The sequence below is a fragment of the Dyella sp. 2RAB6 genome, from assembly GCF_052115385.1.
Classification (GTDB): Bacteria; Pseudomonadota; Gammaproteobacteria; order Xanthomonadales; family Rhodanobacteraceae; genus Dyella_D.
In genome coordinates this window covers 77,038-98,605 of sequence record NZ_JBFRGP010000012.1, presented here as the reverse complement: position 1 = coordinate 98,605, position 21,568 = coordinate 77,038, and the positions used below count along the sequence as shown (strand labels likewise).

24 protein-coding genes are annotated in these 21,568 nt (G+C 69.0%); 18 read left to right on the top strand and 6 right to left on the bottom strand.

Features of this window, described 5'->3' with window-relative positions; all coding sequences use genetic code 11:
• The 8 genes from AB4083_RS16600 to AB4083_RS16565 all read left to right on the top strand — a co-directional run bounded on the left by AB4083_RS16600 (window position 1) and on the right by AB4083_RS16565 (window position 8,299).
• On the top strand, window positions 1–534 hold the full coding sequence (locus tag AB4083_RS16600; protein ID WP_441609191.1) for a F0F1 ATP synthase subunit delta: 534 nt from the start codon (window positions 1–3) through the stop codon (window positions 532–534).
• Between the two features lie 91 nt (window positions 535–625).
• Window positions 626–2,176, top strand: coding sequence for a F0F1 ATP synthase subunit alpha (gene atpA / locus AB4083_RS16595; protein ID WP_441609190.1), 1,551 nt, complete (start codon window positions 626–628; stop codon window positions 2,174–2,176).
• A 104-nt stretch (window positions 2,177–2,280) separates the two neighbouring features.
• Entirely contained in the window at window positions 2,281–3,198 is a 918-nt protein-coding gene (atpG, locus tag AB4083_RS16590) for a F0F1 ATP synthase subunit gamma (RefSeq protein ID WP_441609189.1), read from the top strand.
• A gap of 155 nt (window positions 3,199–3,353) precedes the next feature.
• Window positions 3,354–4,787 (top strand): F0F1 ATP synthase subunit beta, encoded by a 1,434-nt coding sequence (gene atpD, locus AB4083_RS16585; RefSeq protein WP_441609188.1) that lies wholly within the window; start codon window positions 3,354–3,356, stop codon window positions 4,785–4,787.
• 90 nt (window positions 4,788–4,877) lie between these two features.
• Complete coding sequence (locus AB4083_RS16580; protein ID WP_026635371.1) at window positions 4,878–5,303, top strand: F0F1 ATP synthase subunit epsilon; 426 nt, start codon at window positions 4,878–4,880, stop codon at window positions 5,301–5,303.
• Window positions 5,304–5,405: 102 nt separating this feature from the next.
• A complete protein-coding gene (locus AB4083_RS16575; protein WP_441609187.1) occupies window positions 5,406–5,960 on the top strand; it encodes a hypothetical protein in 555 nt (184 codons plus the stop codon).
• 45 nt (window positions 5,961–6,005) lie between these two features.
• Window positions 6,006–7,373: a bifunctional UDP-N-acetylglucosamine diphosphorylase/glucosamine-1-phosphate N-acetyltransferase GlmU gene (glmU, locus tag AB4083_RS16570; RefSeq protein ID WP_441609186.1), complete on the top strand. Its 1,368-nt coding sequence runs from the start codon at window positions 6,006–6,008 to the stop codon at window positions 7,371–7,373.
• 146 nt (window positions 7,374–7,519) lie between these two features.
• Window positions 7,520–8,299 carry a DUF4850 domain-containing protein gene (locus AB4083_RS16565; RefSeq protein WP_441609185.1) on the top strand — a complete coding sequence of 260 codons (780 nt, stop codon included), beginning with the start codon at window positions 7,520–7,522 and terminating at the stop codon, window positions 8,297–8,299.
• On the opposite strand, the gene AB4083_RS16560 is transcribed toward AB4083_RS16565, so the two are convergent.
• The gene (locus AB4083_RS16560) at window positions 8,300–9,292 is read right to left on the bottom strand and encodes a chorismate transformation enzyme, FkbO/Hyg5 family (protein ID WP_441609184.1); all 993 of its coding nucleotides are present in this window, start codon (window positions 9,290–9,292) and stop codon (window positions 8,300–8,302) included. It lies immediately after the preceding gene.
• Between the two features lie 93 nt (window positions 9,293–9,385).
• Here AB4083_RS16560 and AB4083_RS16555 point away from each other — a divergent pair, with 93 nt between their 5' ends.
• The 6 genes from AB4083_RS16555 to AB4083_RS16530 all read left to right on the top strand — a co-directional run bounded on the left by AB4083_RS16555 (window position 9,386) and on the right by AB4083_RS16530 (window position 14,294).
• A complete protein-coding gene (locus AB4083_RS16555; protein ID WP_441609183.1) occupies window positions 9,386–9,658 on the top strand; it encodes a phosphopantetheine-binding protein in 273 nt (90 codons plus the stop codon).
• Window positions 9,659–9,731: 73 nt separating this feature from the next.
• Window positions 9,732–10,031 (top strand): hydroxymyristoyl-ACP dehydratase, encoded by a 300-nt coding sequence (locus AB4083_RS16550; protein WP_441609182.1) that lies wholly within the window; start codon window positions 9,732–9,734, stop codon window positions 10,029–10,031.
• Window positions 10,028–10,981, top strand: coding sequence for an LpxL/LpxP family acyltransferase (locus AB4083_RS16545; RefSeq protein WP_441609181.1), 954 nt, complete (start codon window positions 10,028–10,030; stop codon window positions 10,979–10,981). The genes AB4083_RS16550 and AB4083_RS16545 overlap by 4 nt, the downstream gene beginning before the upstream one ends.
• Entirely contained in the window at window positions 10,905–11,567 is a 663-nt protein-coding gene (locus AB4083_RS16540) for a LolA-related protein (RefSeq protein WP_441609180.1), read from the top strand. Before AB4083_RS16545 ends, AB4083_RS16540 begins: the two co-directional genes overlap by 77 nt.
• Before the next feature lie 2 nt (window positions 11,568–11,569).
• Entirely contained in the window at window positions 11,570–13,879 is a 2,310-nt protein-coding gene (locus AB4083_RS16535; protein ID WP_441609179.1) for an MMPL family transporter, read from the top strand.
• Complete coding sequence (locus tag AB4083_RS16530; protein ID WP_441609178.1) at window positions 13,863–14,294, top strand: phosphotransferase; 432 nt, start codon at window positions 13,863–13,865, stop codon at window positions 14,292–14,294. Before AB4083_RS16535 ends, AB4083_RS16530 begins: the two co-directional genes overlap by 17 nt.
• A gap of 58 nt (window positions 14,295–14,352) precedes the next feature.
• Here the strand turns inward: AB4083_RS16530 and AB4083_RS16525 are convergent, their stop codons facing one another.
• Genes AB4083_RS16525 through AB4083_RS16515 form a run of 3 tightly spaced genes read right to left on the bottom strand, consistent with a single transcriptional unit; the run spans window position 14,353 to window position 17,107 of the window.
• Window positions 14,353–15,117 carry a glycosyltransferase family 2 protein gene (locus AB4083_RS16525; protein ID WP_441609177.1) on the bottom strand — a complete coding sequence of 255 codons (765 nt, stop codon included), beginning with the start codon at window positions 15,115–15,117 and terminating at the stop codon, window positions 14,353–14,355.
• Window positions 15,114–15,914 carry a beta-ketoacyl synthase chain length factor gene (locus AB4083_RS16520; protein WP_441609176.1) on the bottom strand — a complete coding sequence of 267 codons (801 nt, stop codon included), beginning with the start codon at window positions 15,912–15,914 and terminating at the stop codon, window positions 15,114–15,116. The genes AB4083_RS16525 and AB4083_RS16520 overlap by 4 nt, the downstream gene beginning before the upstream one ends.
• The gene (locus tag AB4083_RS16515) at window positions 15,911–17,107 is read right to left on the bottom strand and encodes a beta-ketoacyl-[acyl-carrier-protein] synthase family protein (protein WP_441609175.1); all 1,197 of its coding nucleotides are present in this window, start codon (window positions 17,105–17,107) and stop codon (window positions 15,911–15,913) included. Before AB4083_RS16515 ends, AB4083_RS16520 begins: the two co-directional genes overlap by 4 nt.
• 133 nt (window positions 17,108–17,240) lie before the next feature.
• Between AB4083_RS16515 and AB4083_RS16510 the strand changes: the two genes are divergently transcribed.
• Entirely contained in the window at window positions 17,241–17,963 is a 723-nt protein-coding gene (locus AB4083_RS16510; protein ID WP_441609174.1) for an ElyC/SanA/YdcF family protein, read from the top strand.
• A 78-nt stretch (window positions 17,964–18,041) separates the two neighbouring features.
• Complete coding sequence (gene hemF, locus AB4083_RS16505; RefSeq protein WP_441609173.1) at window positions 18,042–18,944, top strand: oxygen-dependent coproporphyrinogen oxidase; 903 nt, start codon at window positions 18,042–18,044, stop codon at window positions 18,942–18,944.
• Between the two features lie 41 nt (window positions 18,945–18,985).
• Here hemF and AB4083_RS16500 read toward each other — a convergent pair whose 3' ends face one another.
• The gene (locus AB4083_RS16500) at window positions 18,986–19,657 is read right to left on the bottom strand and encodes a hypothetical protein (protein ID WP_441609172.1); all 672 of its coding nucleotides are present in this window, start codon (window positions 19,655–19,657) and stop codon (window positions 18,986–18,988) included.
• Between the two features lie 142 nt (window positions 19,658–19,799).
• Between AB4083_RS16500 and gpmA the strand changes: the two genes are divergently transcribed.
• Window positions 19,800–20,543, top strand: coding sequence for a 2,3-diphosphoglycerate-dependent phosphoglycerate mutase (gpmA, locus tag AB4083_RS16495; protein ID WP_441609171.1), 744 nt, complete (start codon window positions 19,800–19,802; stop codon window positions 20,541–20,543).
• A gap of 111 nt (window positions 20,544–20,654) precedes the next feature.
• Window positions 20,655–21,197: a DUF1453 domain-containing protein gene (locus AB4083_RS16490; protein ID WP_441609170.1), complete on the top strand. Its 543-nt coding sequence runs from the start codon at window positions 20,655–20,657 to the stop codon at window positions 21,195–21,197.
• Here AB4083_RS16490 and glnK read toward each other — a convergent pair whose 3' ends face one another.
• Window positions 21,198–21,536, bottom strand: coding sequence for a P-II family nitrogen regulator (gene glnK, locus AB4083_RS16485; RefSeq protein ID WP_441609169.1), 339 nt, complete (start codon window positions 21,534–21,536; stop codon window positions 21,198–21,200).
• Window positions 21,537–21,568: the final 32 nt, after the last annotated feature.

Here is a 21,568-nt window from a genome sequence, read left to right as displayed (position 1 = left end):
ATGGCCCAGGCAATCACTCTCGCTCGCCCGTACGCCCGCGCCGCTTTCGAGCTGGCGCGCGCGGCCGGTGCGCTGCCCGCGTGGTCGCAGGCGCTGACCTTCGCCGCCGAGGTGGCGAAGGACGCGCGCGTGGCCGCGCTCGGCAACGACCCGCGCGTGCTGCCCGCACAGCTGGCTGCGCTGCACCTGCCGCAGGGCATGGACGCGCAGGCGCCGTTCGCCAGCTTCCTGGCCGAACTGGCCGAGCATCGCCGCATGGCGCTGCTGCCGGAAGTGGCCGAGCTGTTCGAGCAGTACAAGCGCGAGGCCGAGTCGCAGCTGCTGGTCAAGGTGACCAGCGCGATGGCGCTGGATGCCGCGCAGGCCGAGCAGTTGAAGGCTTCGCTCAAGCGCCGCTTCAAGCGCGACATCGAACTGGAAACCCAGGTCGACGCCTCGCTGCTCGGCGGCGTGGTGATCGATACCGGCAGCGAAGTGATCGACGGCTCCGTACGCGGCCGCCTGGCGCGCCTTTCCGGTGCGCTGACGGCCTGAGTACGCGCAGGGCCGGCCCGGTCAGCCCGCATCAGCGCGGGGCGGACCGGACCTCGACAAGCGAATTCAAAAAAATCCCAGGATGACCACCATGTCCAGCACCACCTTGAACCCGTCCGAGATCAGCGAGCTGATCAAGACCCGCATCGAGCAGTTCAAGCTCGGCGCGGAAGCCCGCAACGAGGGCACGATCATCAGCGTGTCCGACGGCATCGTGCGCATCCACGGCCTGGCCGACGTGATGCAGGGCGAAATGATCGAGCTGCCGGGCAATGCATTCGCCCTCGCGCTGAACCTCGAGCGCGACTCGGTCGGCGCGGTGGTGCTCGGCGAATACCAGCACCTGCGCGAAGGCGACACCGCCAAGACCACCGGCCGCATTCTCGAAGTGCCGGTCGGCCCGGAGCTGCTCGGCCGCGTGGTCGACTCGCTGGGCGCGCCGATCGACGGCAAGGGCCCGCTCAACGCCAAGCTCAGCTCGGCGATCGAGAAGGTCGCGCCGGGCGTGATCTGGCGCAAGTCGGTCGACCAGCCGGTGCAGACCGGCTACAAGTCGGTCGACTCGATGATCCCGATCGGCCGCGGCCAGCGCGAGCTGATCATCGGCGACCGCCAGACCGGCAAGACCGCGCTGGCCATCGACGCGATCATCAACCAGAAAGATTCCGGCATTAAGTGCATCTACGTCGCCATCGGCCAGAAGCGCTCGTCGATCGCCAACGTGGTGCGCAAGCTCGAAGAGAACGGCGCGCTGGCCAACACCATCGTGGTGGTCGCTTCCGCTTCCGAGTCGGCCGCGCTGCAGTACATCGCGCCGTACGCCGGCTGCGCCATGGGCGAGTACTTCCGCGACCGCGGCGAAGACGCGCTGATCATCTATGACGATCTGTCCAAGCAGGCCGTGGCCTACCGCCAGATCTCGCTGCTGCTGAAGCGTCCGCCGGGCCGCGAAGCCTATCCGGGCGACGTGTTCTATCTCCACTCGCGTCTGCTCGAGCGTGCCGCGCGCGTGTCGGAGGAGTACGTCGAGAAGTTCACCAACGGCGAAGTGAAGGGCAAGACCGGCTCGCTGACCGCGCTGCCGATCATCGAGACCCAGGCCGGCGACGTGTCCGCCTTCGTGCCGACCAACGTGATTTCGATCACCGACGGTCAGATCTTCCTCGAGACCGACCTGTTCAACGCCGGCATCCGCCCGGCCGTGAACGCCGGTATTTCGGTGTCGCGCGTGGGTGGTTCGGCGCAGACCAAGATCGTCAAAAAGCTGTCCGGCGGCGTGAAGCTGGCCCTGGCGCAGTTCCGCGAGCTGGCTGCGTTCGCGCAGTTCGCCTCGGACCTGGACCCGGCCACCCGCGCCCAGCTCGACCGCGGCCAGCGCGTCACCGAGCTGATGAAGCAGAAGCAGTACGCGCCGCTGTCGATCGCGGAGCTCGCGCTGTCGGTGTACGCCGCCGAGAAGGGCTACCTGGACGACCTGGCGGTCGACAAGGTGCTGCCGTTCGAGAAGGGCCTGCATGCGTTCTTCCACCAGAACCACGCCGAGCTGATGAAGAAGCTGGTCGCCACCGGCGACTGGAACAACGACATCGAGGCCACCTTCAAGTCGGGCCTGGACGAGTACAAGAAGACCGGTAGCTGGTAAGCAGGGCGCGGGAGCGGCAGCGCCGTTCCTGTTCCCCGTTGTGCGCGAACGGCGTCGCCGTTTGCGCACCCCGTACCTGAGCGAGCACAGCGAGCGAGAAAGAGATGGCAGGCGGACGCGAAATCAAATCCAAGATCAAGAGCACGCAGAACATGCGCAAGGTGACGCGCGCGCTCGAAATGGTCTCGGCCTCGAAGATCCGCAAGGCGCAGGATCTGATGAAGGCCTCGCGCCCCTATGCGCGCCAGATGCGCAAGGTGATCGCGCACGTGGCCCAGGCCAGCACCGACTTCAGCCATCCGTTCCTGGTGCAGCGCGAGAAGGTCGCGCGCGTCGGCTACGTGGTGGTGTCGACCGACCGCGGCCTGTGCGGCGGCCTGAATTCCAACCTGTTCCGCCGCCTGCTGCCCGCGATCCGCGAGTGGCAGGAGAAAGGCGTGCAGGTCGACGTGGTGGCCGTGGGCCAGAAGGCCACCCAGTTCTTTCGCCGCATCAAGGGCGTGAACCTGGTCGGCAGCGTCACCCACCTGGGCGAGAAGCCGAAGCTCGAGCAGCTGGTGGGCGTGATCAAGGTGGTGCTGGATGCCTACATGGCCGGCAAGCTCGATCGCGTGTTCCTGGCCTACAACGACTTCGTCAACACCATGACGCAGAAGCCGACGATGGACGCGCTGCTGCCGCTGCCGCTGGTGGCCGCGGAGCTGGAAGCGCACCAGGCCAAGGGCGAGTCGGCCTATGCCGGCATCAAGCTCGAACAGTCGCACGACTGGGACTACATCTACGAGCCGGACGCCGCCACGGTGCTGGAGTACGTGCTGGGCCGCTACATCGAGTCGGTGGTCTACCAGGGCGTGCTGGAAAACCTGGCCAGCGAGCACGCGGCCCGCATGGTCGCGATGAAGTCGGCCTCGGACAACGCGAGCAAGGTCATCGGCGAGCTGACGCTGGTCTACAACAAGGCGCGCCAGGCGGCGATCACGCAGGAAATTTCTGAGATCGTCGGCGGCGCCGCGGCCGTGTGAGTGCGATCATGAGTGTATGAGTGCGATCATCCATGATCGCGAAGATCAAATGGGCGGCCATCCGTGGCCGCACTCTTTGCTAAAACCACTGAAACCACGCGACCAGAACGGGCGCGGTTAAACCAGACATTCAAAGATCCTTCCGGAGCATTTCCATGAGCCAGGGTAAAGTTGTTCAGATCATCGGCGCGGTCATCGACGTCGAGTTCGCACGCGATCAGGTGCCGCAGGTTTACGACGCGCTGAAGATCGACGGCACCGAGATCACGCTGGAAGTCCAGCAGGTGCTCGGCGACGGCGTGGTGCGCACCATCGCCCTGGGTTCCCCGGACGGCCTGAAGCGCGGCCTGGCCGTGCGCAACACCGGCGAAGGCATCAAGGTGCCGGTCGGCGCGGCCACCCTGGGCCGCATCATGGACGTGCTCGGCAACCCGATCGACGAAGTCGGCCCGATCAACGCGGAAGACCAGTGGGTCATCCACCGCGAGGCTCCCTCGTACGCCGACCAGGCGCTGGCCAACGAGCTGCTGGAAACCGGCATCAAGGTGATCGACCTGGTGTGCCCGTTCGCCAAGGGCGGCAAGGTCGGCCTGTTCGGCGGCGCCGGCGTGGGCAAGACGGTGAACATGCTGGAGCTGATCAACAACATCGCGACCCAGCATTCGGGCCTGTCGGTGTTCGCCGGCGTGGGTGAGCGCACCCGCGAAGGCAACGACTTCTATCACGAGATGCAGGACGCGGGCGTCGTCAAGATCGACAACCTGCCCGAGTCCAAGGTCGCGATGGTGTACGGCCAGATGAACGAGCCGCCGGGCAACCGCCTGCGCGTCGCGCTGACCGGCCTGACCATGGCCGAGTACTTCCGCGACCAGAAGGACGAGCACGGCAAGGGCCGCGACGTGCTGTTCTTCGTCGACAACATCTACCGCTACACGCTGGCCGGTACCGAAGTGTCCGCGCTGCTGGGCCGCATGCCGTCCGCGGTGGGCTACCAGCCCACCCTGGCCGAGGAAATGGGCGTGCTGCAGGAGCGCATCACCTCGACCAAGACCGGTTCGATCACCTCGATCCAGGCCGTCTACGTGCCCGCGGACGACCTGACCGACCCGTCGCCGGCCACCACCTTCGCGCATCTCGATTCCACCGTGACGCTGAGCCGCCAGATCGCCTCGCTGGGCATCTACCCGGCGGTGGATCCGCTGGACTCGACCAGCCGCCAGCTCGACCCGAACGTGGTCGGCGCCGAGCACTACGACGTGGCCCGTCGCGTGCAGGGCACGCTGCAGCGTTACAAGGAACTGAAGGACATCATCGCGATCCTGGGCATGGACGAGCTGTCCGAGGAAGACAAGCAGCTGGTCTACCGCGCACGCAAGTGCGAGCGCTTCTTCTCGCAGCCGTTCCACGTGGCCGAAGTGTTCACCGGCGCGCCGGGCAAGTACGTGACGCTGAAGGAAACCATCCGCGGCTTCAAGATGATCGTCGACGGCGAAGTCGACCACGTCCCGGAGCAGGCGTTCTACATGGTCGGCGGCATCGACGAAGCCATCAAGAAGGCCGAGGACATGGCCGCGAAGAAGGCGGCCTGAGGACAGGAGCCGAGCACGGGAACGGCCGGCGCTAAGCCAACCGTTCCCTGATCGTCCTTCCCCGTTCCCTTCGAGCAGAGCGAGACAGACATGAGCCATACCCTTCGAGTCGACATCGTCAGCGCGGAAGCCGAGATCTTCCACGGCGAGGCGACGATGGTCATCGCCACCGGCGAAATGGGCGAGCTGGGCATCGCGCCCCGCCACGCGCCGCTGATCACCCGCCTCAAGCCGGGCCACGTCGACGTGGTGCTGGCCAACGGCGAACGCCAGCAGTTCTGGGTTTCCGGCGGCATTCTCGAAGTGCAGCCGCAGGTGGTGACGGTGCTGGCCGATACGGCCGCGCGCGCCGCCGACCTGGACGAAGCGGCCGCCCAGCGCGCCAAGCAGGAAGCCGAGGACGCCCTGGCCAACCGCACCGACGCCGAGGACATCGCCGAGGCGCAGGCCAAGCTGGCCCAGGCGCTGACCCAGCTACAGGCGCTGGAGCGCCTGCGCAAGAACCTCAAGCACTGATCCCGTACCGCCTGCCGGCGGAAAGGGATATGCGGAACGCCGGCCTTGTGCCGGCGTTTTCGTTTGGGCATGTTGCGCCGGTGTATCCGCCGGGAGCCGCGCGTGGTGAAGTCTTTCCGCATCGTGTGTCTGGCCTGCGCCACGTGGCTCGCCGCCTGTAGCCACGTGCCGCCGCAAGCCTCTGCCTCGCGCCCGCAGGGCGATGCGACCTGGCATGCCGTCATGGTCCCCGCGGGCACGGCGCGCTATGAGCTGGCGCTGGGCGAAGTCTCCAGCGGCGCCGCGCCCGACCGTCGCGTCACGCCGGTCTATCCGGCCGCCTTGCTGGCGCGTTGTCCGCCGCCGGAAGAAGTGCGCGCACTGCTGGTGGTCAGCGCCGCCGGCAAGGTCGACGACGTGCGCGTGGACGACGCAGCCAGCGCCGATGCGGACCGGCGCCTGTATATCGAGGCCGTGAAAACCGCGGCCATCCAATGGTCTTTCCTGCCGCTGAAAGTCGAGCGCTGGGCCGCCGACGCCAACGGCGAAAGCCACGTGGTCGACAGCCGGACGCGCCCGTTCAGCCTCGCCTACGATTTCCACTTCGAATGCTATGGAGGTGCGGCACGCGTCACGACCGGCGACGCTGCGTCAGCCACCGGTCATGGAGCGAAATGAGCCGCTGCTATCCTGCTTCGCTGAGCTGAGCCCCAAGGGACCGTCATGAAGAACCTGCCGCTGCACGTCATCGTCCTCGCCGCCGGCGAAGGCAAGCGCATGAAGTCCAAGAAGGCCAAGGTGCTGATGCCGCTGGCCGGCCGGCCGCTGCTGGCGCACGTGCTGGCCGCCGCGCGCGCGTTGTCCGCGCAGCAGATCCACGTGGTCTACGGCCACGGCGGCGACCAGGTGCTCGCCGCGTTCGGCGGCCAGCCGGACCTGCGCTGGGTGCTGCAGGCCGAGCGCCTGGGCACCGGCCACGCCGTGGCCCAGGCCCTGCGCGAAGTGCCCGACAACGCCGCCGTGCTGGTGCTGTACGGCGACGTGCCGCTCACCCAGGCGGCAACCCTGCGCCGCCTGATCGACACCGACGAAGCGCTCACCGTGCTCGCCACCCGCGTGGCCGACCCGAAGGGCTACGGCCGCGTGCTGCTGGACGGCAACGGTTTCGTGCGCGCCATCGTGGAAGAAAAAGACGCCAGCGACGAACAGCGCGCGATCGACCGCATCAACACCGGCATCGTCGCCGCGGACGCCGCCTCGCTGAAGCGCTGGACCGCGAAGCTCGACCGCAACAACGCGCAGGGCGAGTACTACCTCACCGATATCTTCGCGATGGCCGCGGCGGAAAACCGTCCGGCCTTCTGCGTCGAATGCGACGACGAGATGGAAGCGGCCGGCGCCAACAATCCCTGGCAGCTCACCGAGCTCGAAGCGGTATACCGCCAGCGTGCGGCCAAGGCGCTGGCGCTGGAAGGCGTGCGCATCGCCGATCCGGCGCGCATCGATATTCGCGGCAGCGTCACGGTGGAGCGCGACGTGGACATCGATATCGACGTGATCCTGGAAGGCGACGTGCACCTGGGCGAGGACGTGCGCATCGGTGCGTTCTGCCGCCTCAAGGACGTCCGGCTCGCCGCCGGCACCATGGTGCAGCCGCATTGCGACCTGGAAGGCGTGGTCACCCGCGGCCCCTGCACCATCGGCCCGTTCGCGCGCCTGCGCCCCGGCACCGAGCTGGCGGCCGGCGTGCACGTGGGCAACTTCGTCGAGACCAAGAAGGCGAAGCTGGGCGAGGGCAGCAAGGCCAATCACCTGAGCTATCTCGGCGACACCGTGATCGGCGCCCGGGTCAACATCGGCGCCGGCACCATCACCTGCAACTACGACGGCGTGAACAAGAGCGTCACCCGCATCGACGATGGCGCGTTCATCGGTTCCAACAGCGCGCTGGTCGCGCCGGTACGGGTGGGCGAGAACGCGACGATCGGCGCGGGTTCGGTGATCACGCGCGATGCGCCGCCGGGCGAGCTCACCGTGGCGCGTGGGCGCCAGGCGACGTTGCATGGGTGGAAGCGGCCTGAGAAGAAATAAAGCCGAGTGCCATGACGACCATCAGGCATTGTCGTCACTGGATTCCGGCGCAGGCCGGAATCCAGTAGCGAAATGCTGCATGGAGTGAGTAACTCCAGAGCCTCGCTCTTCTCGCCCAATTTTTCCAAAGACAAGGAGCGTCTTGCATGAACTTCCCTCTACGCCTCGGCGCCGTGCTGCTTTTGCTGATCGCCGCCACGGGCACCGCCACGGCCGGCGATGCGCCACGCCGCTCTCTCACCAGCCCGCCGTCGCACTACGCCTCCGCGGCCGGCAAGGACTACCGCCTGGCCCCGGCGCATCCGCGCGACGCCAGCGGCAAGCCGCTTACTGACGTCCACGCCACGCGCATCGAGGTCAAGGATGGTGAAGGCGAGTGGGAGACGGTGCAGGACACCAACCTCCCCGCGCTCGCCATCACGGCACCCGCGGAACTGCGCGACAAGCTGGACTGGTTCTATGCCAGCGCCACCGGTTGGCTCGCCGTACCGCGCGGCTGGAAGCCGCTGCGCACCGCGGTAGGCGTCGACGGCAATACCGTCTTCAGCTTCGTCGCGCCGGAAGGCGCCGAAGCCGGATGGATGAGCTGGGAACTGTTTCCCGCCTGCCTGGGCTGCATCTACGAGGCGGCGCAGGGTGTGTTTCCGGGCGCGCACAAGCAGCTCGATGCCTTGATGAAAACCTCCACGCCGGAACCCGTGCTCGAGCCGAAACCGGACGAATTGCAGCGGCTGGACCGCTGCACCGCGCGCCTGGCCTATCGCCTGCCGAAATCGCCGCCGGTGCGCGCACTGATGGTACTCGACCAGACCGGCGACCCGTTCTATCGCGAACTGGCGCTGGCCATGCCGGCTTCGTCAGCGGCGCTGGCGGATTTCCTGCTGGCCTCGTTCAAGGACGCCCACGGCGGCTGCGGCAGGCCCTGATCAGGCGTAGCGCCAGCCGTCGATCTCCACCAGCAGTTCGCGCCGGCACACGTCGCCGTGCAGCAGCAGCACCGGCACGCCGGGCAGGCGTGCGGCGAGGAACTCGAGCACGCGCGGCGCGTCCGCCGCGTGGCGCACATAGGCCTTCAAGGGCGAATGCGTGTCGAAGCCGGCGGGCATGCCGGCCTGCGCCAGCAGTGTTTCCAGGTTGGCCAGCGTTTCGGCCAGCTGCGCGTCCAGGTCGTCCTCGTGCGCGGAGCTGTGGCCGACCACCGCGGCGGTGCCGGAAATGGCCAGCACGTCCTGGCCGGGCAGGGACATCGCGCGGGCGAAGCTCGGCGGCGTGCGGCCGTACTGGCGCGGGTAGCGCCAGGCGCTGACCTGGCGCGGATTCTCGACCCGCTGGCCGGGCTGGTCGCAGGCCAGCAGATAGACGTGCAGATGCTGTTCGCCGGCGTGGTGGCCGATCGCCGTGGCGGCGGGAAACCCCTCGCGGAAGAATTCGTCCATGCCGGCCGCGCGGCCTTCGCAGAACAGCTTGTAGCGCTCGGCGTCGTCCTCGCCCTGGTTGATCGCGCCGAGGTAGTTCCAGATGCGCTGCACGTGCTGCTCCGGCCGTTGCGCCAGGAACTCGCGCAGCAGCCGGTAGGCCACCTCGGCCGTATCGCGCGGGCCGCCATACGCGTGCTCGTCCAGGTCGAGCGCGGCGAACAGCCAGCCGGCGCCGGCGGACCAGCACAGCGGGCCTTCACGACCGTGTTCCACCTCGCCGTCGACCTGCCATACCTCCAGCGGCGTCGGCGCCTCCATGCCTTCGAGCGGCACCGCCAGATAGCGCGGATCGTGCTGCCGCGGCGCGCCGGCGCCGAAGCCGAGCGCGGCCAGCGTGCCGGTTTCGGCCAGCACCGCGGCCAGGGCCTCGTGGCGGTAGGAGATGCGGGGAGCGCGCCTTTCCAGGGCGGTCGGCTGGAGGTTTTCTGAACCGGGAACCATGCACCATAACCAGGGACGACAAGGCCGCCATGTTACACTGCCGGTCCATGCCAGCCGGGGGGGAGGGCATGTCCAGAGCAGTACGGAACGAGCATGGCAGAGCAGACCGCGGCGCAAAGTGAACTGGCGATCCTGATCGTCCAGAGCCTCAACCTCGAAGACCTCCAGCCCGGGCAGATCGACCCCGACGCAGCGTTGTTCGGCGGCGAACTGGGCCTGGATTCCATCGATGCGCTGGAAGTCGCGCTGGCGGTGTCGAAGCAGTACGGTTTCCAGCTGCGCTCGGACAATCCGGACAACCGCGCCATCTTCGCCAGCCTGCGCTCGCTCGCCGAGCACATCGAAAAGCACCGCGCGGCCGCCTGAGCCGCATCGGCGATGCCCGCATGCCAGGCATCGCATCCGCCATCTTCTGTTGCACGCCCATGCCGGTGACCGCATGAGTCCGACCTATCGCACGTCCGTGCGCATCGATCCTTCGCATCCGTCGCTGCCGGGACATTTTCCCGGCCAGCCGCTGGTGCCTGGCGTGGTGCTGCTGGAAGCGGTGGCGAACGCGCTGCGCGACTGGCGCGGGCAACGCCTGGCGCGCATCGCCGAAGCGAAGTTCGTCGCGCCGTTGTTGCCTGGCGAAACGGCGGAACTGGTGCTGAGCGAAAGCGGTGCACGCGTGCGCTTCGAGCTGCGCCGCGGCGAGCTGCTGCTGGCGCGCGGCGCCATCGAAGGCGCCGCGGCATGACCGAGCACTGGCAAAGCCGGCCCGAAGGCGGCGGCCGTTTCGCGCTGTGGCTGATCCGCAGCATCGCGCTGCATGGCGGACGCGGTTTCGCGCGGCTGTTCCTGTATCCGATCACGCTGTATTTCTACTGGCGCCGCAAGCTGGAACGCGAGGCTTCGCGCGCATTCCTGGCACGCGTGCTGCCGCATCGCGTCAGCGCCTGGCATGTGCTCAAGCACATTCACTGCTTCGCCTCGACCATGCTGGACCGGGTGTTCCTGCTGGCGCGCGGCGAGCGCGGCTTCGCCATCGAAGTCGAAGGCCTGGAAGCGCTGACCGGATACATCGACCGGGGGCAGGGTGTGCTGCTGTTCGGCTCGCACCAGGGCAGCTTCGAGGCGTTGCGCGCGATCAGCACGCGCCGCCCGGACCTCAACCTGCGCGTGCTGCTGGACAAGCAGAAGACACCCGCGCTGACCGAGCTGCTGGAAGCGCTGGCGCCGGAGATCGGCGACAAGGTCATCGACGCCTCGCAGGACGGCGCCTCGGTCGCGCTGCAGATGGCCGAGGCCTGCGGCCAGGGCGCGCTGGTGGCGATGCTGGCCGACCGCGGCCGCGAGCACGAAGTGCTGCGCCGCGCCGAACTGCTGGGCAGCCCCGCGCCGTTTCCGGTCAGCCCCTGGCTGCTGGCGCATGCGCTGCAGGTGCCGGTGGTGCTGTGCTTTGGCCTGTACCTGGGCGGCAACCGCTATCGCCTGGTCTTCGAAACCTTCGCCGAGCGCGTGGAGATCCCGCGCCAGGACCGCACGCAGGCGCTGGACGCGGTCATCGCGCGTTACGCACGGCGCGTCGAGCATTACATCCACGCAGCCCCCTACAACTGGTTCAACTTCTATGATTTCTGGCAGCAAGACAGTAGCGCTCCTGCTCGGCCTCAGCCTGGCGTGGTCGGCGAACGCCCAGGAGCCTGAGGCGCGCGCGGCCGGGTCCAGCTCGGCCGAGGCGCAGGCGCTGATCGCTTCGCTGGCGCGTCCCGCGCCGTCGCGCACGCCGTTTGCCGAAGCGCGCTTCATGAAGGTGCTGGAGCAGCCGCTGCTGGTCTCCGGCGAACTGGGCTGGCTCGGCGGCGACCGGCTGGAGCGCCGCGTGGACAAGCCCGCCAGGGAGACCTCCACCATTGCCGACGGCGAAGTCACGCAGCAGCGCGAAGGCCGCAAGCCGCGCAGCTTCTCGCTCAAGCGCGCGCCGCAGCTGCAGGTGCTGCTGGACAGTTTCGTCGCCCTGCTCGGTGGCGATGCCGGACGCCTCAACCAGGGCTTCGACGTGCGCCATGCAACGCGCGCGGGCGGCTGGACGCTCACCCTGACCCCGCGCGACGCGCGCCTGGCCAAGGCCATCGCCAGCATCGAGATCGACGGCCGCGGCGGCGAGCCGCGCTGCATGCGCATGCAGGAAGCCGACGGCGACCTGGCGGTGGACCTGCTCGGCGAACTCGCCGCGCATATGCCGGCGGCGCCGACGCGCGACGCCTTGTCGGCGCTGTGCAAAGGCGGCTGAGCATGAAGCGTGGGCTGCTGCTCGCGGGGTGGTTGCTGGCGCTGGCCGGACTCGGCCTGCTGGTATCGCAGCGGCTGAAGGTGAGCGGCGACCTGCGCGACTTCATGCCCGCGCCGACCAACGCCGACCAGCGCCTGCTGATGGAGCAGGTCGGCGATGGTCCCGGTTCGCGCCTGCTGCTGCTGGCGATCGACGGCGGCAACGATGCCGCGCTGGCCGGATTGAGCCAGGGCCTCGCCGGCGCCTTGCGCGGCGACGCGCACTACACCCAGGTACTCAACGGCAGCTTCGACCTGACAGCGCTGGACGAACACCTGCTGCCGTATCGCTATCTGCTTTCGCCGACGCTGGATAAGGAGCGCTACGACGAAGCCTTCCTTGCCGACCAGCTCGACCAGCGGCTGGACGATCTGTCCTCGCCCGCTGCGACGCTGCTGAAAGGCCTGCTGCCGCGCGATCCCACCCTGGAAGTGCTGAAGCTGGCCGAGCGCTGGACGCCCGCGCGCACGCCGCAGCTGCGCGAGGGCGTGTGGTTCTCGCCGCAGGGCGAGGCGCTGCTGGTGGTGCAGACGCGTGCCGCGGGTTTCGACCCGGCGGCGCAGGGCGCTGCGGTGGGCGGTATCGAGCAGGCGTTCCGTCGCCTGCCGGGTGCGGGCGCTGCGCGTCTGACCATCAGTGGCCCCGGCTATTTCAGCGTGGTGGTGGGCGAGCACACGCGGCATGAGGCCGAGTGGATCGGCAATGTTTCCACCGTGGGTTTCATCCTGCTGCTGCTGCTGGCGTATCGCAGTATCGGTACGCTGCTGCTGTCGGCGTTGCCGATCGCCAGCGCCGCCCTGGGTGGCATCGCCGCGCTGGTGCTGGTGTTCCCGCAGGTGCACGGCATCACCCTCGCGTTCGGCTTCACCTTGCTGGGCGTGGCGCAGGAATATCCCATCCGCGTCTTGAGCCACCGCCGTGCCGGCGAAGATGCCGTGGCCAGCGTGCGCGGCTTGTGGCCGCTGCTGCTGACCGCGATCGCCTCGGCCTGCATCGCCTATCTCGCGTTCTATGCGTCGGGCGTGAACGGCCTGCAGCAATTGGCCGTGTTCACCATCAGTGGCCTGCTGGTCGCCGGCCTGTGCACGCGCTATCTGCTGCCGCGGCTGCTGCCGGCGCGCGTGCGCGACGTGGCGGCGATGCCGTGGCTCGCCGCCGCGCGCCGCTTCTTCGACCGGCTGCCGCGCCCGCGCTGGTTGCCGGCGCTGGTGGCCGGCGCCATCGTGGCCGCCCTGGCGCTCGCGCCGGGCCCGTTCTGGCAGAACAACCTCGCCGCGCTGACGCCGCTGCCGCAAGACCTGCTGCAGCGCGACGCGCGCCTGCGCGATGCGCTGGGCGCGCCGGACGTACGCTATCTGCTGCTGCTGCAGGCACCCGATGCACAAGGCGTGCTGCGCCTGTCGGAGCAGCTGGAACCGAAGGTCGATGCGCTGGTGGCGCGGCACGCCGCCGATGCGATCGAACTGCCGTCGCGCTATCTACCCAGCATCGCGACGCAACAGGCGCGGCAAGGCCGCTTGCCCGATTCCGCCAGCCTGCGCGCTGCGCTCGCCCAAGCCACGCAAGGCATGCCGTTCCGCAAGGATCTGTTCGAACCCTTCGTCGCCGACGTGGCGACGGCGAAGGCCTTGCCGCCGCTGACGCCGGACGCGTTCGCGCGCAGCGCGCTCGGCCAGCGCCTCGCCGCCATGCTGGTGCAGCGCGACGGTCAATGGCTGGGCCTGGGGACGCTCAGCGGCGTGCATGATGCGGCGGCGCTGGAAGCGCTGGCCAGGGACAGCGGCGGCGCCGTGCGCGTGCTCGATCTGAAGACGGCGGCGGAATCGCTGGTGGTCGACTATCGCGTGCGCATCCTGCATGCGCTGGCTATCGCCGCCGTGCTGCTGGTGCTGACCGTGTCCTTCGCGCTGCGCGGCTGGCGCCGTGCCTGGCGCGTGCTGGCGCCGATGACCCTGGCCACCTTCCTGGTGCTGGCGGTGGAGCGTGCCGCCGGGGTGGAGATCTCGCTGTTCCACCTGGTGGCGTTGACGCTGGCCGCGGGCCTGGGCCTGCATTACGCGCTGTTCTTCGAGCGCGATACGGACGACGTCGCCGAGCAGCGCCGCACCTTGCACGCGACCCTGGTATGCGTGGCTTCCGCGCTGCTGGTGTTCGGCATGTTTGCCTGGAGCAGCATCCCGGTGCTGCGCGCCATCGGCCTTACCGTGAGCCTGGGCGTGGCCTTCCATTTCTGTCTTTCGACCCTGATGGCGCCGCATGCTCGATCGGACTGACTGGGCCCACCTGATTCCGCATGCGGGCGAGATGTGCCTGCTCGATGCGGTGCTGGCGTGGGATGCCACCAGCATCCACGCCATGTGCGCACGCCATGCCGCGGCGGCGCATCCGTTGCGTTCCCCGCACGGCCTGCATGCGGTGCATCTGTCCGAGTACGGCGCGCAGGCGATGGCGGTGCATGGCGCGCTGAGTGCGAGGGCGCGCGGCGACAACGCGGTGCGCCAGGGGCGCCTGGTCAGCTTGCGCGAGGTGGTGCTGGCGGTGGCGTACGTCGATCCGGCCGCCGGCGAGCTGGACGTCCACGCGGAACAGCTGTTCGCCGACGAAACCGGCGCGCAATACAGTTTCCGTGTGGAGCAGGCCGGGCGCGTCCTGGCCAGCGGACGCGCGGCGGTGCTCTACGTCGCTTGAATCAAGGCGCTTTGAATCAACGCGCCTGAATCAACACGCTTGAGTCAGCACGATTGAATCAGCGCGCAGGCGCCGCCGTATCGAACACGATCGGCCGGCTCGCGCGCGAACGCCGGTAGCTGGACCAGATGTCGCCGTAGTGCAGCAAGCGGTCCACGGTATAGCTGGTGATGCGCATCACATCGCGCACCGGATTGAAGTGGCTGGTGCGGAACTCGCGCTGGTAGCGCGAGGCGATCGGCACCGAGGCCATCCCCAGGCCTTTCTCGCGCGAAGCGGCGATCAGGATGGCCGCTTCGAACACGAAGTTCTCCGCCGGCAGTTCCGCCAGGTCCAGCGCCGCGCGCGGATACCAGCGCTGTCCGCTCTGCGTATCGGCGACCGGCTGCGCGCAGGCCCAGGAAATGCCCCAGTCGGCGATCGCATTGGCCACGCGGCGCGCCTTCGGCTGCTGCGCCTTGTCGAGCAGGCGGGCGCCGATCACGATGTGCTGCGGATAACGCTGCGCGGCCGCGACGATGCGCGGCACGTCGCTGGCCAGGTGCTGGCCGTCGCCATCCATGGTGACCACGGCATCGAAGCCCTGGCGCAGCGCTTCGCGGAAACCGGTGCGCAGCGCCTCGCCCTTGCCGCTGCGCTGCTCGTGGCGCAACAGCGTCACCGGCAGCCGGGCGAGGATCTCCGGCGTGCGGTCGTCGGAGCCGTCATCGACCACGATGACCGGTGCGCCCAGCGCGATGGCCGCGCCGACCACGGACTCGATGGCCGCCTCTTCGTTGAGGCAGGGAATAAGTACACACCACTGGTTGGCCCGGGCATTCAAGCGACGTTCTCCATGAGGATTTCCAGGCCGAGCCCTCCCGCTGCGGCCAACTGACAATGACGATCTCGACCCGCCAAAACGACAAGCAGCGGCAGCGCTGCGGCAGCCGTGGCATGGGCCGCCCCCCAGGCGGCGGGCAGTGCGCTGGCGTCCGTCTTCGTTTCGCTGCCCGGCAGCAGCTGCAGCTGCAGCGACAGCGTGGCGAGCGTGCGCGGCGAGGCTTCCGGCGCCAGCACGAAGGCGCAGCCGAAGGCCTGGCTGTTGCCGGTGATGTGCAGCAGGGCGCCCGCGGCCGCCACGTCGCTGCATACGAACAGCACCGGGCGCTGGTCCGCCAGCGCCAGCGCGGCAGCTTCCAGCAGGCCGGCGCCGACGGTGTCGTGCCAGGCGCACACCGCCGAGGACGGCGCGTGGCAACCGGTGGCGATGGTCCAGTAGCCGGCGGGGGCGTTATGCACCGAGTTGTGGAAGCGCGTCGGCGACAGCTCGGTCGGCGCGCGCGCCAGCGTCTCGCACATGTAGTCGGTGATGCTGAGATCGCCGTAGGCGGAGCCGAACACGCAGGCCAGCTCGGCGGCGTCGCGCCCGCTCATCGCCACTGCCTGGCCGGCGACTTCGATCGCCACCAGCACGCTTTCCGGCGCGCGGCGGCGCTCGTTCGCCGGCAGCGTCGCGGCCGGCGCCTTGCCGGCGGGCGCGGGCGACGGCGCGCCTTGCAGCTGGCTGCGCAGCGCGGCGAAGTCGGCGACGTGCGGCGACCACACGCCAATGCCTTCCACATGAATACGCAGGCTCATGCAGCGGCCTTGCCGAACGCGAGGCAGGCGTTGTTGCCGCCGAAGCCGAAGGAATTGCTCAAGGCGATGCGTACGTCGCGCTGTTCGTGCGTCCACGCGAACTGTGGCCCGCAAGCCGGATCGGGCTCGTCGCCGCCGAGGTTGCCGGGCACGAAACCCTGTTCGAGCGCGAGCAGCGCGAACGCCGCCTCGACGATGCCGGCCGCGCCCAGCGTATGGCCGGTATAGCCCTTGGTCGAACTGGCGCGCGTGCCGGCGGGAAAGATCCGGCCGATCAGCGCGGCTTCGACTTCGTCGTTCTTCAGGCTGGCCGTGCCGTGCAGGTTGATGTAGTCGACCTGCGCCGCCTCGATGCCGGCGCGCGCCAGCGCATCGCGCAGCGCGAGTTCCGCGCCGAGTCCTTCCGGATGCGGCGTGGACATGTGGTGCGCGTCGCTGGCTTCGCCATAGCCGAGCAGGCGCGGCGCCGCGGGCGCGGCCTCGGCGCGCTCGAGCAGGGCGAAGCCGGCGGCCTCGCCGAGCGACAGGCCGCGGCGCGCGCGATCGAACGGACGGCAGCGCTCCGGCGAGACCAGCTCCAGCGAGTTGAAGCCGAACAGCACGCTGCCGCACAGCGTGTCCACGCCGCCGACCAGGGCGGCATCGACGAGCCCCAGGCGGATCAGCCGCTCGGCGCTGGCGAACACCTTGGCGCTGGACGAGCACGCGGTCGACACCGTCAGCGCCGGCCCTTGCAGGCCGAGCGCCGCGGCGACGAAGGCGGTGAGCGAATGCGGCATGTGGATGCCGGGGCGCTCCAGGTCGGCCGGCATGCGGCCGTCGTCCAGGCGCCGGTAGCCTTCTTCGGTGGCGCCGATGCTGGCGGTGGAGGTGCCCAGCACCAGCGCGACGCGCGCCGCGCCGTAGCGCGCGATCGCCGCTTCGGCCCTGGCCAGGAAACCGTCCTGCTGCAGGCCCAGCCAGGCCAGCCGGTTGTTGCGGCATTCCCACATGGCCAGCGCGGCGGGCAGCGCCGCGTCTTCGACGCCGTCGACGCGGCCGATCCAGCAGGCCAGCGGCGCGTCGCCGAAATCGTTGGGGCGCAGGCCACCGTGCGCGCTTTCGAGCGCGCGCTGATGGTCGGCAAGACCGTGGCCCAGTGCAGACGTCACGGTGTACGCACTGACGGCAAGTGGAGTGATGGGTTGGAGCATCGCGGGAGCCTAGCGGGCGGCCGCTGGGTGCGCCCAGTGCGGCCGGTTCTTACGTTCATATTTCTGCCTATTCTTCTCCATTGCGGCTTTCATAAGCCTTGCCCACACTGCTGGCCTTTTGCCGGACCCGACCGTGGCCTCCCTGTTCGCCCCCCTCAAACGCGGTCCCTGGCGCCATGCGCGCCGGCGCGATCTGCTGCACGTGGCGGTGGTGGTGGGCGCGGCGATGGTGCTTAGCCTGGGCCTGGTCTGGCTCGCCTATCTGGTCTACGTGTGGCGGGTGGCGGCGCGCAGTCCGCTGGCCCCGCCGGACCGGCGCGACGTGCTGGTGTTCGGGCGCAAGCTGGTCGGCGGCCGGCCGGAGCGCGACTACCAGCAACGCCTGGCCCGTGCGCTGGGGCTGGTGCATGAAGAGCGGGTGGCGCGGCTGTTCCTGCTCGGCGGCTGCAGCGGCGGCCGCGTGAGCGAGGCGGAAGCGGGCCTGGCCTGGCTGCGCGAGCACGGCCTGCCTCTCGGCCTGGCGCCGAAGCTGGAACAGGCCTCCACCGATTCGCTGGACAACCTGCGCCACGCCCGCAGCCTGCTGCGCCACGACGCCGGCGACGACAACCCTGGCACCGCCGTGCCGCCGGTAGCCCTGGTGACCAGCCGCTATCACCTGCCGCGCTGCCTGCTGCTGGCGCACTGGCTCGGTTTCGAGGCGAGCGTGCCGGTGGCGGCGGAAGAACGCCTGCGCCTGGACCGGCGCATCGTGCTGCGCCTGCTGGCGGAAGCGGCGTACGTGATGTGGATCGACCTGGGCCTGCGCTGGGCACGGCGCATCGGCGCCGCGCGGCTCTTGATGCGCGTGCGGTAGTCCGCGGCGCGGGGTCGCAGCCGGGTACGCGATGGGCTTGCTAAGCTCCCGCTGTTCCCTCCCCACCCGGACGTCGTGATGAGCCAGCAAACCGACCGAGTCGAACAGTTCCTGCGCGAGCTGCAGGACCGCATCTGCACCGCGGTCGAACAACTGGACGGCAAGGCGAGGTTCGTGGAGGACGCCTGGACGCGCCCCGCGGGCGGTGGTGGCAGCACGCGCGTGCTGCGCGACGGCGCGGTGTTCGAGCAGGCCGGCGTGAATTTCTCGCTGGTGCACGGCAGCCAGCTGCCGCCCAGCGCCACCGCGCACCGGCCGGAACTGGCCGGCGGCGGCTTCGTCGCCACCGGCGTGTCGCTGGTGCTCCATCCGCACAATCCCTACCTGCCGACCACGCACGCCAACGTGCGCTATTTCGAAGCGAGCAAGGACGGCCTGGAGCCGGTGTGGTGGTTCGGCGGCGGCTTCGATCTCACCCCGTTCTATCCGTTCGACGAGGACGTGGCGCATTGGCACACGGTGGCGCGCGACCTGTGCGCGCCGTTCGGCGCCGAGGTCTATGCGCGCTACAAGAAGTGGTGCGACGAGTATTTCTATCTCAAGCATCGCGCCGAGACGCGCGGCGTCGGCGGCCTGTTCTACGACGACTTGAACGAAGGCGGCTTCGAGCGCTGCTTCGATTTCACCAAGGCGGTGGGGCAGGGTTTCCTCGACGCTTACCTGCCGATCGCGGAACGCCGCAAGGACACGCCGCACGGCGAGCGCGAGCGCGAGTTCCAGCTGTACCGGCGCGGGCGCTACGTGGAATTCAACCTGGTCTACGACCGCGGCACGCTGTTCGGCCTGCAATCGGGCGGGCGCACCGAGTCGATCCTGATGAGCCTGCCGCCGCGCGTGCGCTTCGAATATGCCTACACGCCGCAGCCCGGTTCGGCGGAAGCGCGGCTGGCGGACTACCTCAAGCCGCGCGACTGGCTTTGAACCAGGCGGGCTGCCGGTGCTGGCAGCCCGCCCGAGCATGCTTAGTCGTCCGAGGACGGCATGTCGCCGGAGAACTTGGTCGCCGTCGCACCCTTGACCGGGCCGATCTGCGCGCTGTCGCTGACCTGCAGGATCACCTCGCGGCGGAATTCCAGCGTGCCCTGCACCACGGCATGCGGGCCGATCACCACGTGCGGCGGGCGGTTGTTGCCGCTGAACCAGCCGCTGGGCTTGTTCACGTTGTTCACCACGATGCCGCCTTCGATGCGCGAATTGGCGCCGATCCAGATGCCGCCGTTGGTCGTCTCGATGCCGCGGCCGATGTGCGCGGCGTCGAGATTGATGCGGCCGTTGACGTTGCCGACCTTGCCGGACACGTCGGCGCCCTTGCCCAGGCGGATCGCGCCATTGGTGGTGCTGACGTCGCCGCTGATCTTGGCGCCGGCGCCCAGCGTGGCGGAGCCGTTGACCGTCTCGACCGAGGTGGCCTGCGCGCTCTCGCCCAGTTCCACCGAGCCGTTCACCGTGCTGGCCTTCTGCACCACGGCGCGCTCGCCGACGTGCACCGAACCGTTGACCGAGCTGACGTCGCCGGCCTGCTGGCCCGCTTCGACGCGGACCGCGCCGTTGACCTTTTCGATATCGTTGTCCCGGGCCTGGGCGGCCAGCGGCAGCGCGAGAACCAGGGCCAGAGTGAGCAGGGTACGGCGCATGGCGAAACTCCTTGAGTGATGGACCTGACTAGGATGCTCCGGCGCGGCGCGGGGTTTAGCATGACCTTCGACACGGGACCGATTTGACGGGCAGGGGAGCGCGCTTCACCATGCCCGCTTCACTCCGCAGCCCACCATCCCCATGCACAAGCTCGTACTGATCCGCCACGGCCAATCCCAGTGGAACCTCGACAACCGCTTCAGCGGCTGGGCCGACGTCGACCTCACCGCGCAGGGCCGGGAAGAGGCGAAGGAGGCGGGACGCCTGCTCAAGGAAGCCGGCTACAGCTTCGACGTGGCGCATACCTCGGTGCTCAAGCGCGCCGTGCGCACGCTGTGGGGCGTGCAGGACGAGATGGGCCTGATGTGGATTCCGGTGCTCACCGACTGGCGCCTCAACGAGCGCCACTACGGCGCGCTGACCGGCCTCAACAAGGCCGAGACGGCGGCGAAGTTCGGCGAGGACCAGGTCAAGGTGTGGCGCCGCAGCTACGACATCCCGCCGCCGGCGCTGGAGCGCGCGGACAACGAAGCGGTGCACGACCCGCGCTATGCCGGGCTGGATCCGGCGCTGATTCCCGACACCGAATGCCTCAAGGACACCGTGGCCCGCGTGCTGCCGTACTGGCACGAGGTGCTGGCGCCGGCGATCCGCGCCGGCCAGCGCGTGGTGGTGGCCGCGCACGGCAATTCGCTGCGCGCGCTGGTGAAGTACCTGGACGGCATCTCCGACGACGACATCGTCGAGCTGAACATCCCCAATGGCGTGCCGCTGGTGTATGAGTTCGACCAGCACCTCAAGCCGCTGCGCCACTACTACCTGGGCGATGCCGAGGCGATCGCGGCGAAGATGGCCGCGGTGGCCAACCAGGGCAAGGCCAGGTAAGGGCTGCCCGAAGCGGGTGACACGCGTCACCCGCGATGGCTGCGCGGCGTCAGTCGCCGTGTAACCGGCCCGGGGTTAGGCTGCGCCATCTTCCACGAACGAGTGCCGGCCATGGCTCCGAACATGATTCCCGCGCTGTTGGTCCCGTTGATGGCCTTTGGCGTGTACCGGCGCGTGCGCGGCAGCTTTGGGCAGCAGCCGATCCGGCGCAAGCGGATGATGGCGCGCATCGCCATCTTCGCCGTGCTTACCGTGGCGCTCTCGCTGACCGGCCTGTACAACCCGATGCTGCTGGTGGGCCTGGCCGGCGGCATTGCCGGTGGTGCGGTGCTGGGAACGATTGGGCTACGCCTGACCCGTTTCGAGCAGAACGGGCGCGGCGAGGATGTCTACGTCCCCAATCCGTGGATCGGTGCCGGCCTCACCGCGCTGCTGGTCGGCCGCCTGGCCTGGCGTTTCCTGGTGGTGATGCCGCAGATGCAAGACCCGGCGATGGCCGCCGCGGCAGGCCATGCGCCGCCGATGGGCAACAGCCCGCTGACCCTGGCGGTGTTCGGGCTGATGGTCGGCTATTACCTGGTGTATTACGCCGGCCTGCTGGTGCACCACCGGCGCTTCCAGCGCGAGCGCGGCCTCGCGGCCACGGCGGACTGATCAGAGCGCGTCGTTGTCCAGCTCGCCGGTGCGGATGCGGATCACCTGCTCCAGCGTGCTGACGAAGATCTTGCCGTCGCCGATCTTGCCGGTACGGGCGGCCTGGGAAATGGCCTCGACCACGCGATCCAGCTGGTCGTCGGCCACTGCCACTTCCAGCTTGATCTTGGGCAGGAAGTCGACCACGTACTCGGCGCCGCGGTAGAGCTCGGTATGGCCCTTCTGGCGGCCGAAGCCCTTCACCTCGGTCACCGTGATGCCCTGCACACCCACTTCGGCCAGCGCCTCGCGCACGTCGTCGAGCTTGAAGGGTTTGATGATCGCCACCACCAGCTTCATGGAAACCTCGTCACTTAAGGCAGCGGGCGGCA

Excerpts from the sequence above, each read along its gene's own strand:
- AB4083_RS16600 (WP_441609191.1), top strand. The coding sequence starts at position 1 with ATGGCCCAGGCAATCACTCTCGCTCGCCCGTACGCCCGCGCCGCTTTC.
- atpA (WP_441609190.1), top strand. The coding sequence starts at position 626 with ATGTCCAGCACCACCTTGAACCCGTCCGAGATCAGCGAGCTGATCAAG.
- atpG (WP_441609189.1), top strand. The coding sequence starts at position 2,281 with ATGGCAGGCGGACGCGAAATCAAATCCAAGATCAAGAGCACGCAGAAC.
- atpD (WP_441609188.1), top strand. The coding sequence starts at position 3,354 with ATGAGCCAGGGTAAAGTTGTTCAGATCATCGGCGCGGTCATCGACGTC.
- AB4083_RS16580 (WP_026635371.1), top strand. The coding sequence starts at position 4,878 with ATGAGCCATACCCTTCGAGTCGACATCGTCAGCGCGGAAGCCGAGATC.
- glmU (WP_441609186.1), top strand. The coding sequence starts at position 6,006 with ATGAAGAACCTGCCGCTGCACGTCATCGTCCTCGCCGCCGGCGAAGGC.
- AB4083_RS16565 (WP_441609185.1), top strand. The coding sequence starts at position 7,520 with ATGAACTTCCCTCTACGCCTCGGCGCCGTGCTGCTTTTGCTGATCGCC.
- AB4083_RS16560 (WP_441609184.1), bottom strand. The coding sequence starts at position 9,292 with ATGGTTCCCGGTTCAGAAAACCTCCAGCCGACCGCCCTGGAAAGGCGC.
- AB4083_RS16555 (WP_441609183.1), top strand. The coding sequence starts at position 9,386 with ATGGCAGAGCAGACCGCGGCGCAAAGTGAACTGGCGATCCTGATCGTC.
- AB4083_RS16550 (WP_441609182.1), top strand. The coding sequence starts at position 9,732 with ATGAGTCCGACCTATCGCACGTCCGTGCGCATCGATCCTTCGCATCCG.
- AB4083_RS16545 (WP_441609181.1), top strand. The coding sequence starts at position 10,028 with ATGACCGAGCACTGGCAAAGCCGGCCCGAAGGCGGCGGCCGTTTCGCG.
- AB4083_RS16540 (WP_441609180.1), top strand. The coding sequence starts at position 10,905 with ATGATTTCTGGCAGCAAGACAGTAGCGCTCCTGCTCGGCCTCAGCCTG.
- AB4083_RS16535 (WP_441609179.1), top strand. The coding sequence starts at position 11,570 with ATGAAGCGTGGGCTGCTGCTCGCGGGGTGGTTGCTGGCGCTGGCCGGA.
- AB4083_RS16530 (WP_441609178.1), top strand. The coding sequence starts at position 13,863 with ATGCTCGATCGGACTGACTGGGCCCACCTGATTCCGCATGCGGGCGAG.
- AB4083_RS16520 (WP_441609176.1), bottom strand. The coding sequence starts at position 15,914 with ATGAGCCTGCGTATTCATGTGGAAGGCATTGGCGTGTGGTCGCCGCAC.
- AB4083_RS16515 (WP_441609175.1), bottom strand. The coding sequence starts at position 17,107 with ATGCTCCAACCCATCACTCCACTTGCCGTCAGTGCGTACACCGTGACG.
- hemF (WP_441609173.1), top strand. The coding sequence starts at position 18,042 with ATGAGCCAGCAAACCGACCGAGTCGAACAGTTCCTGCGCGAGCTGCAG.
- AB4083_RS16500 (WP_441609172.1), bottom strand. The coding sequence starts at position 19,657 with ATGCGCCGTACCCTGCTCACTCTGGCCCTGGTTCTCGCGCTGCCGCTG.
- gpmA (WP_441609171.1), top strand. The coding sequence starts at position 19,800 with ATGCACAAGCTCGTACTGATCCGCCACGGCCAATCCCAGTGGAACCTC.
- AB4083_RS16490 (WP_441609170.1), top strand. The coding sequence starts at position 20,655 with ATGGCTCCGAACATGATTCCCGCGCTGTTGGTCCCGTTGATGGCCTTT.
- glnK (WP_441609169.1), bottom strand. The coding sequence starts at position 21,536 with ATGAAGCTGGTGGTGGCGATCATCAAACCCTTCAAGCTCGACGACGTG.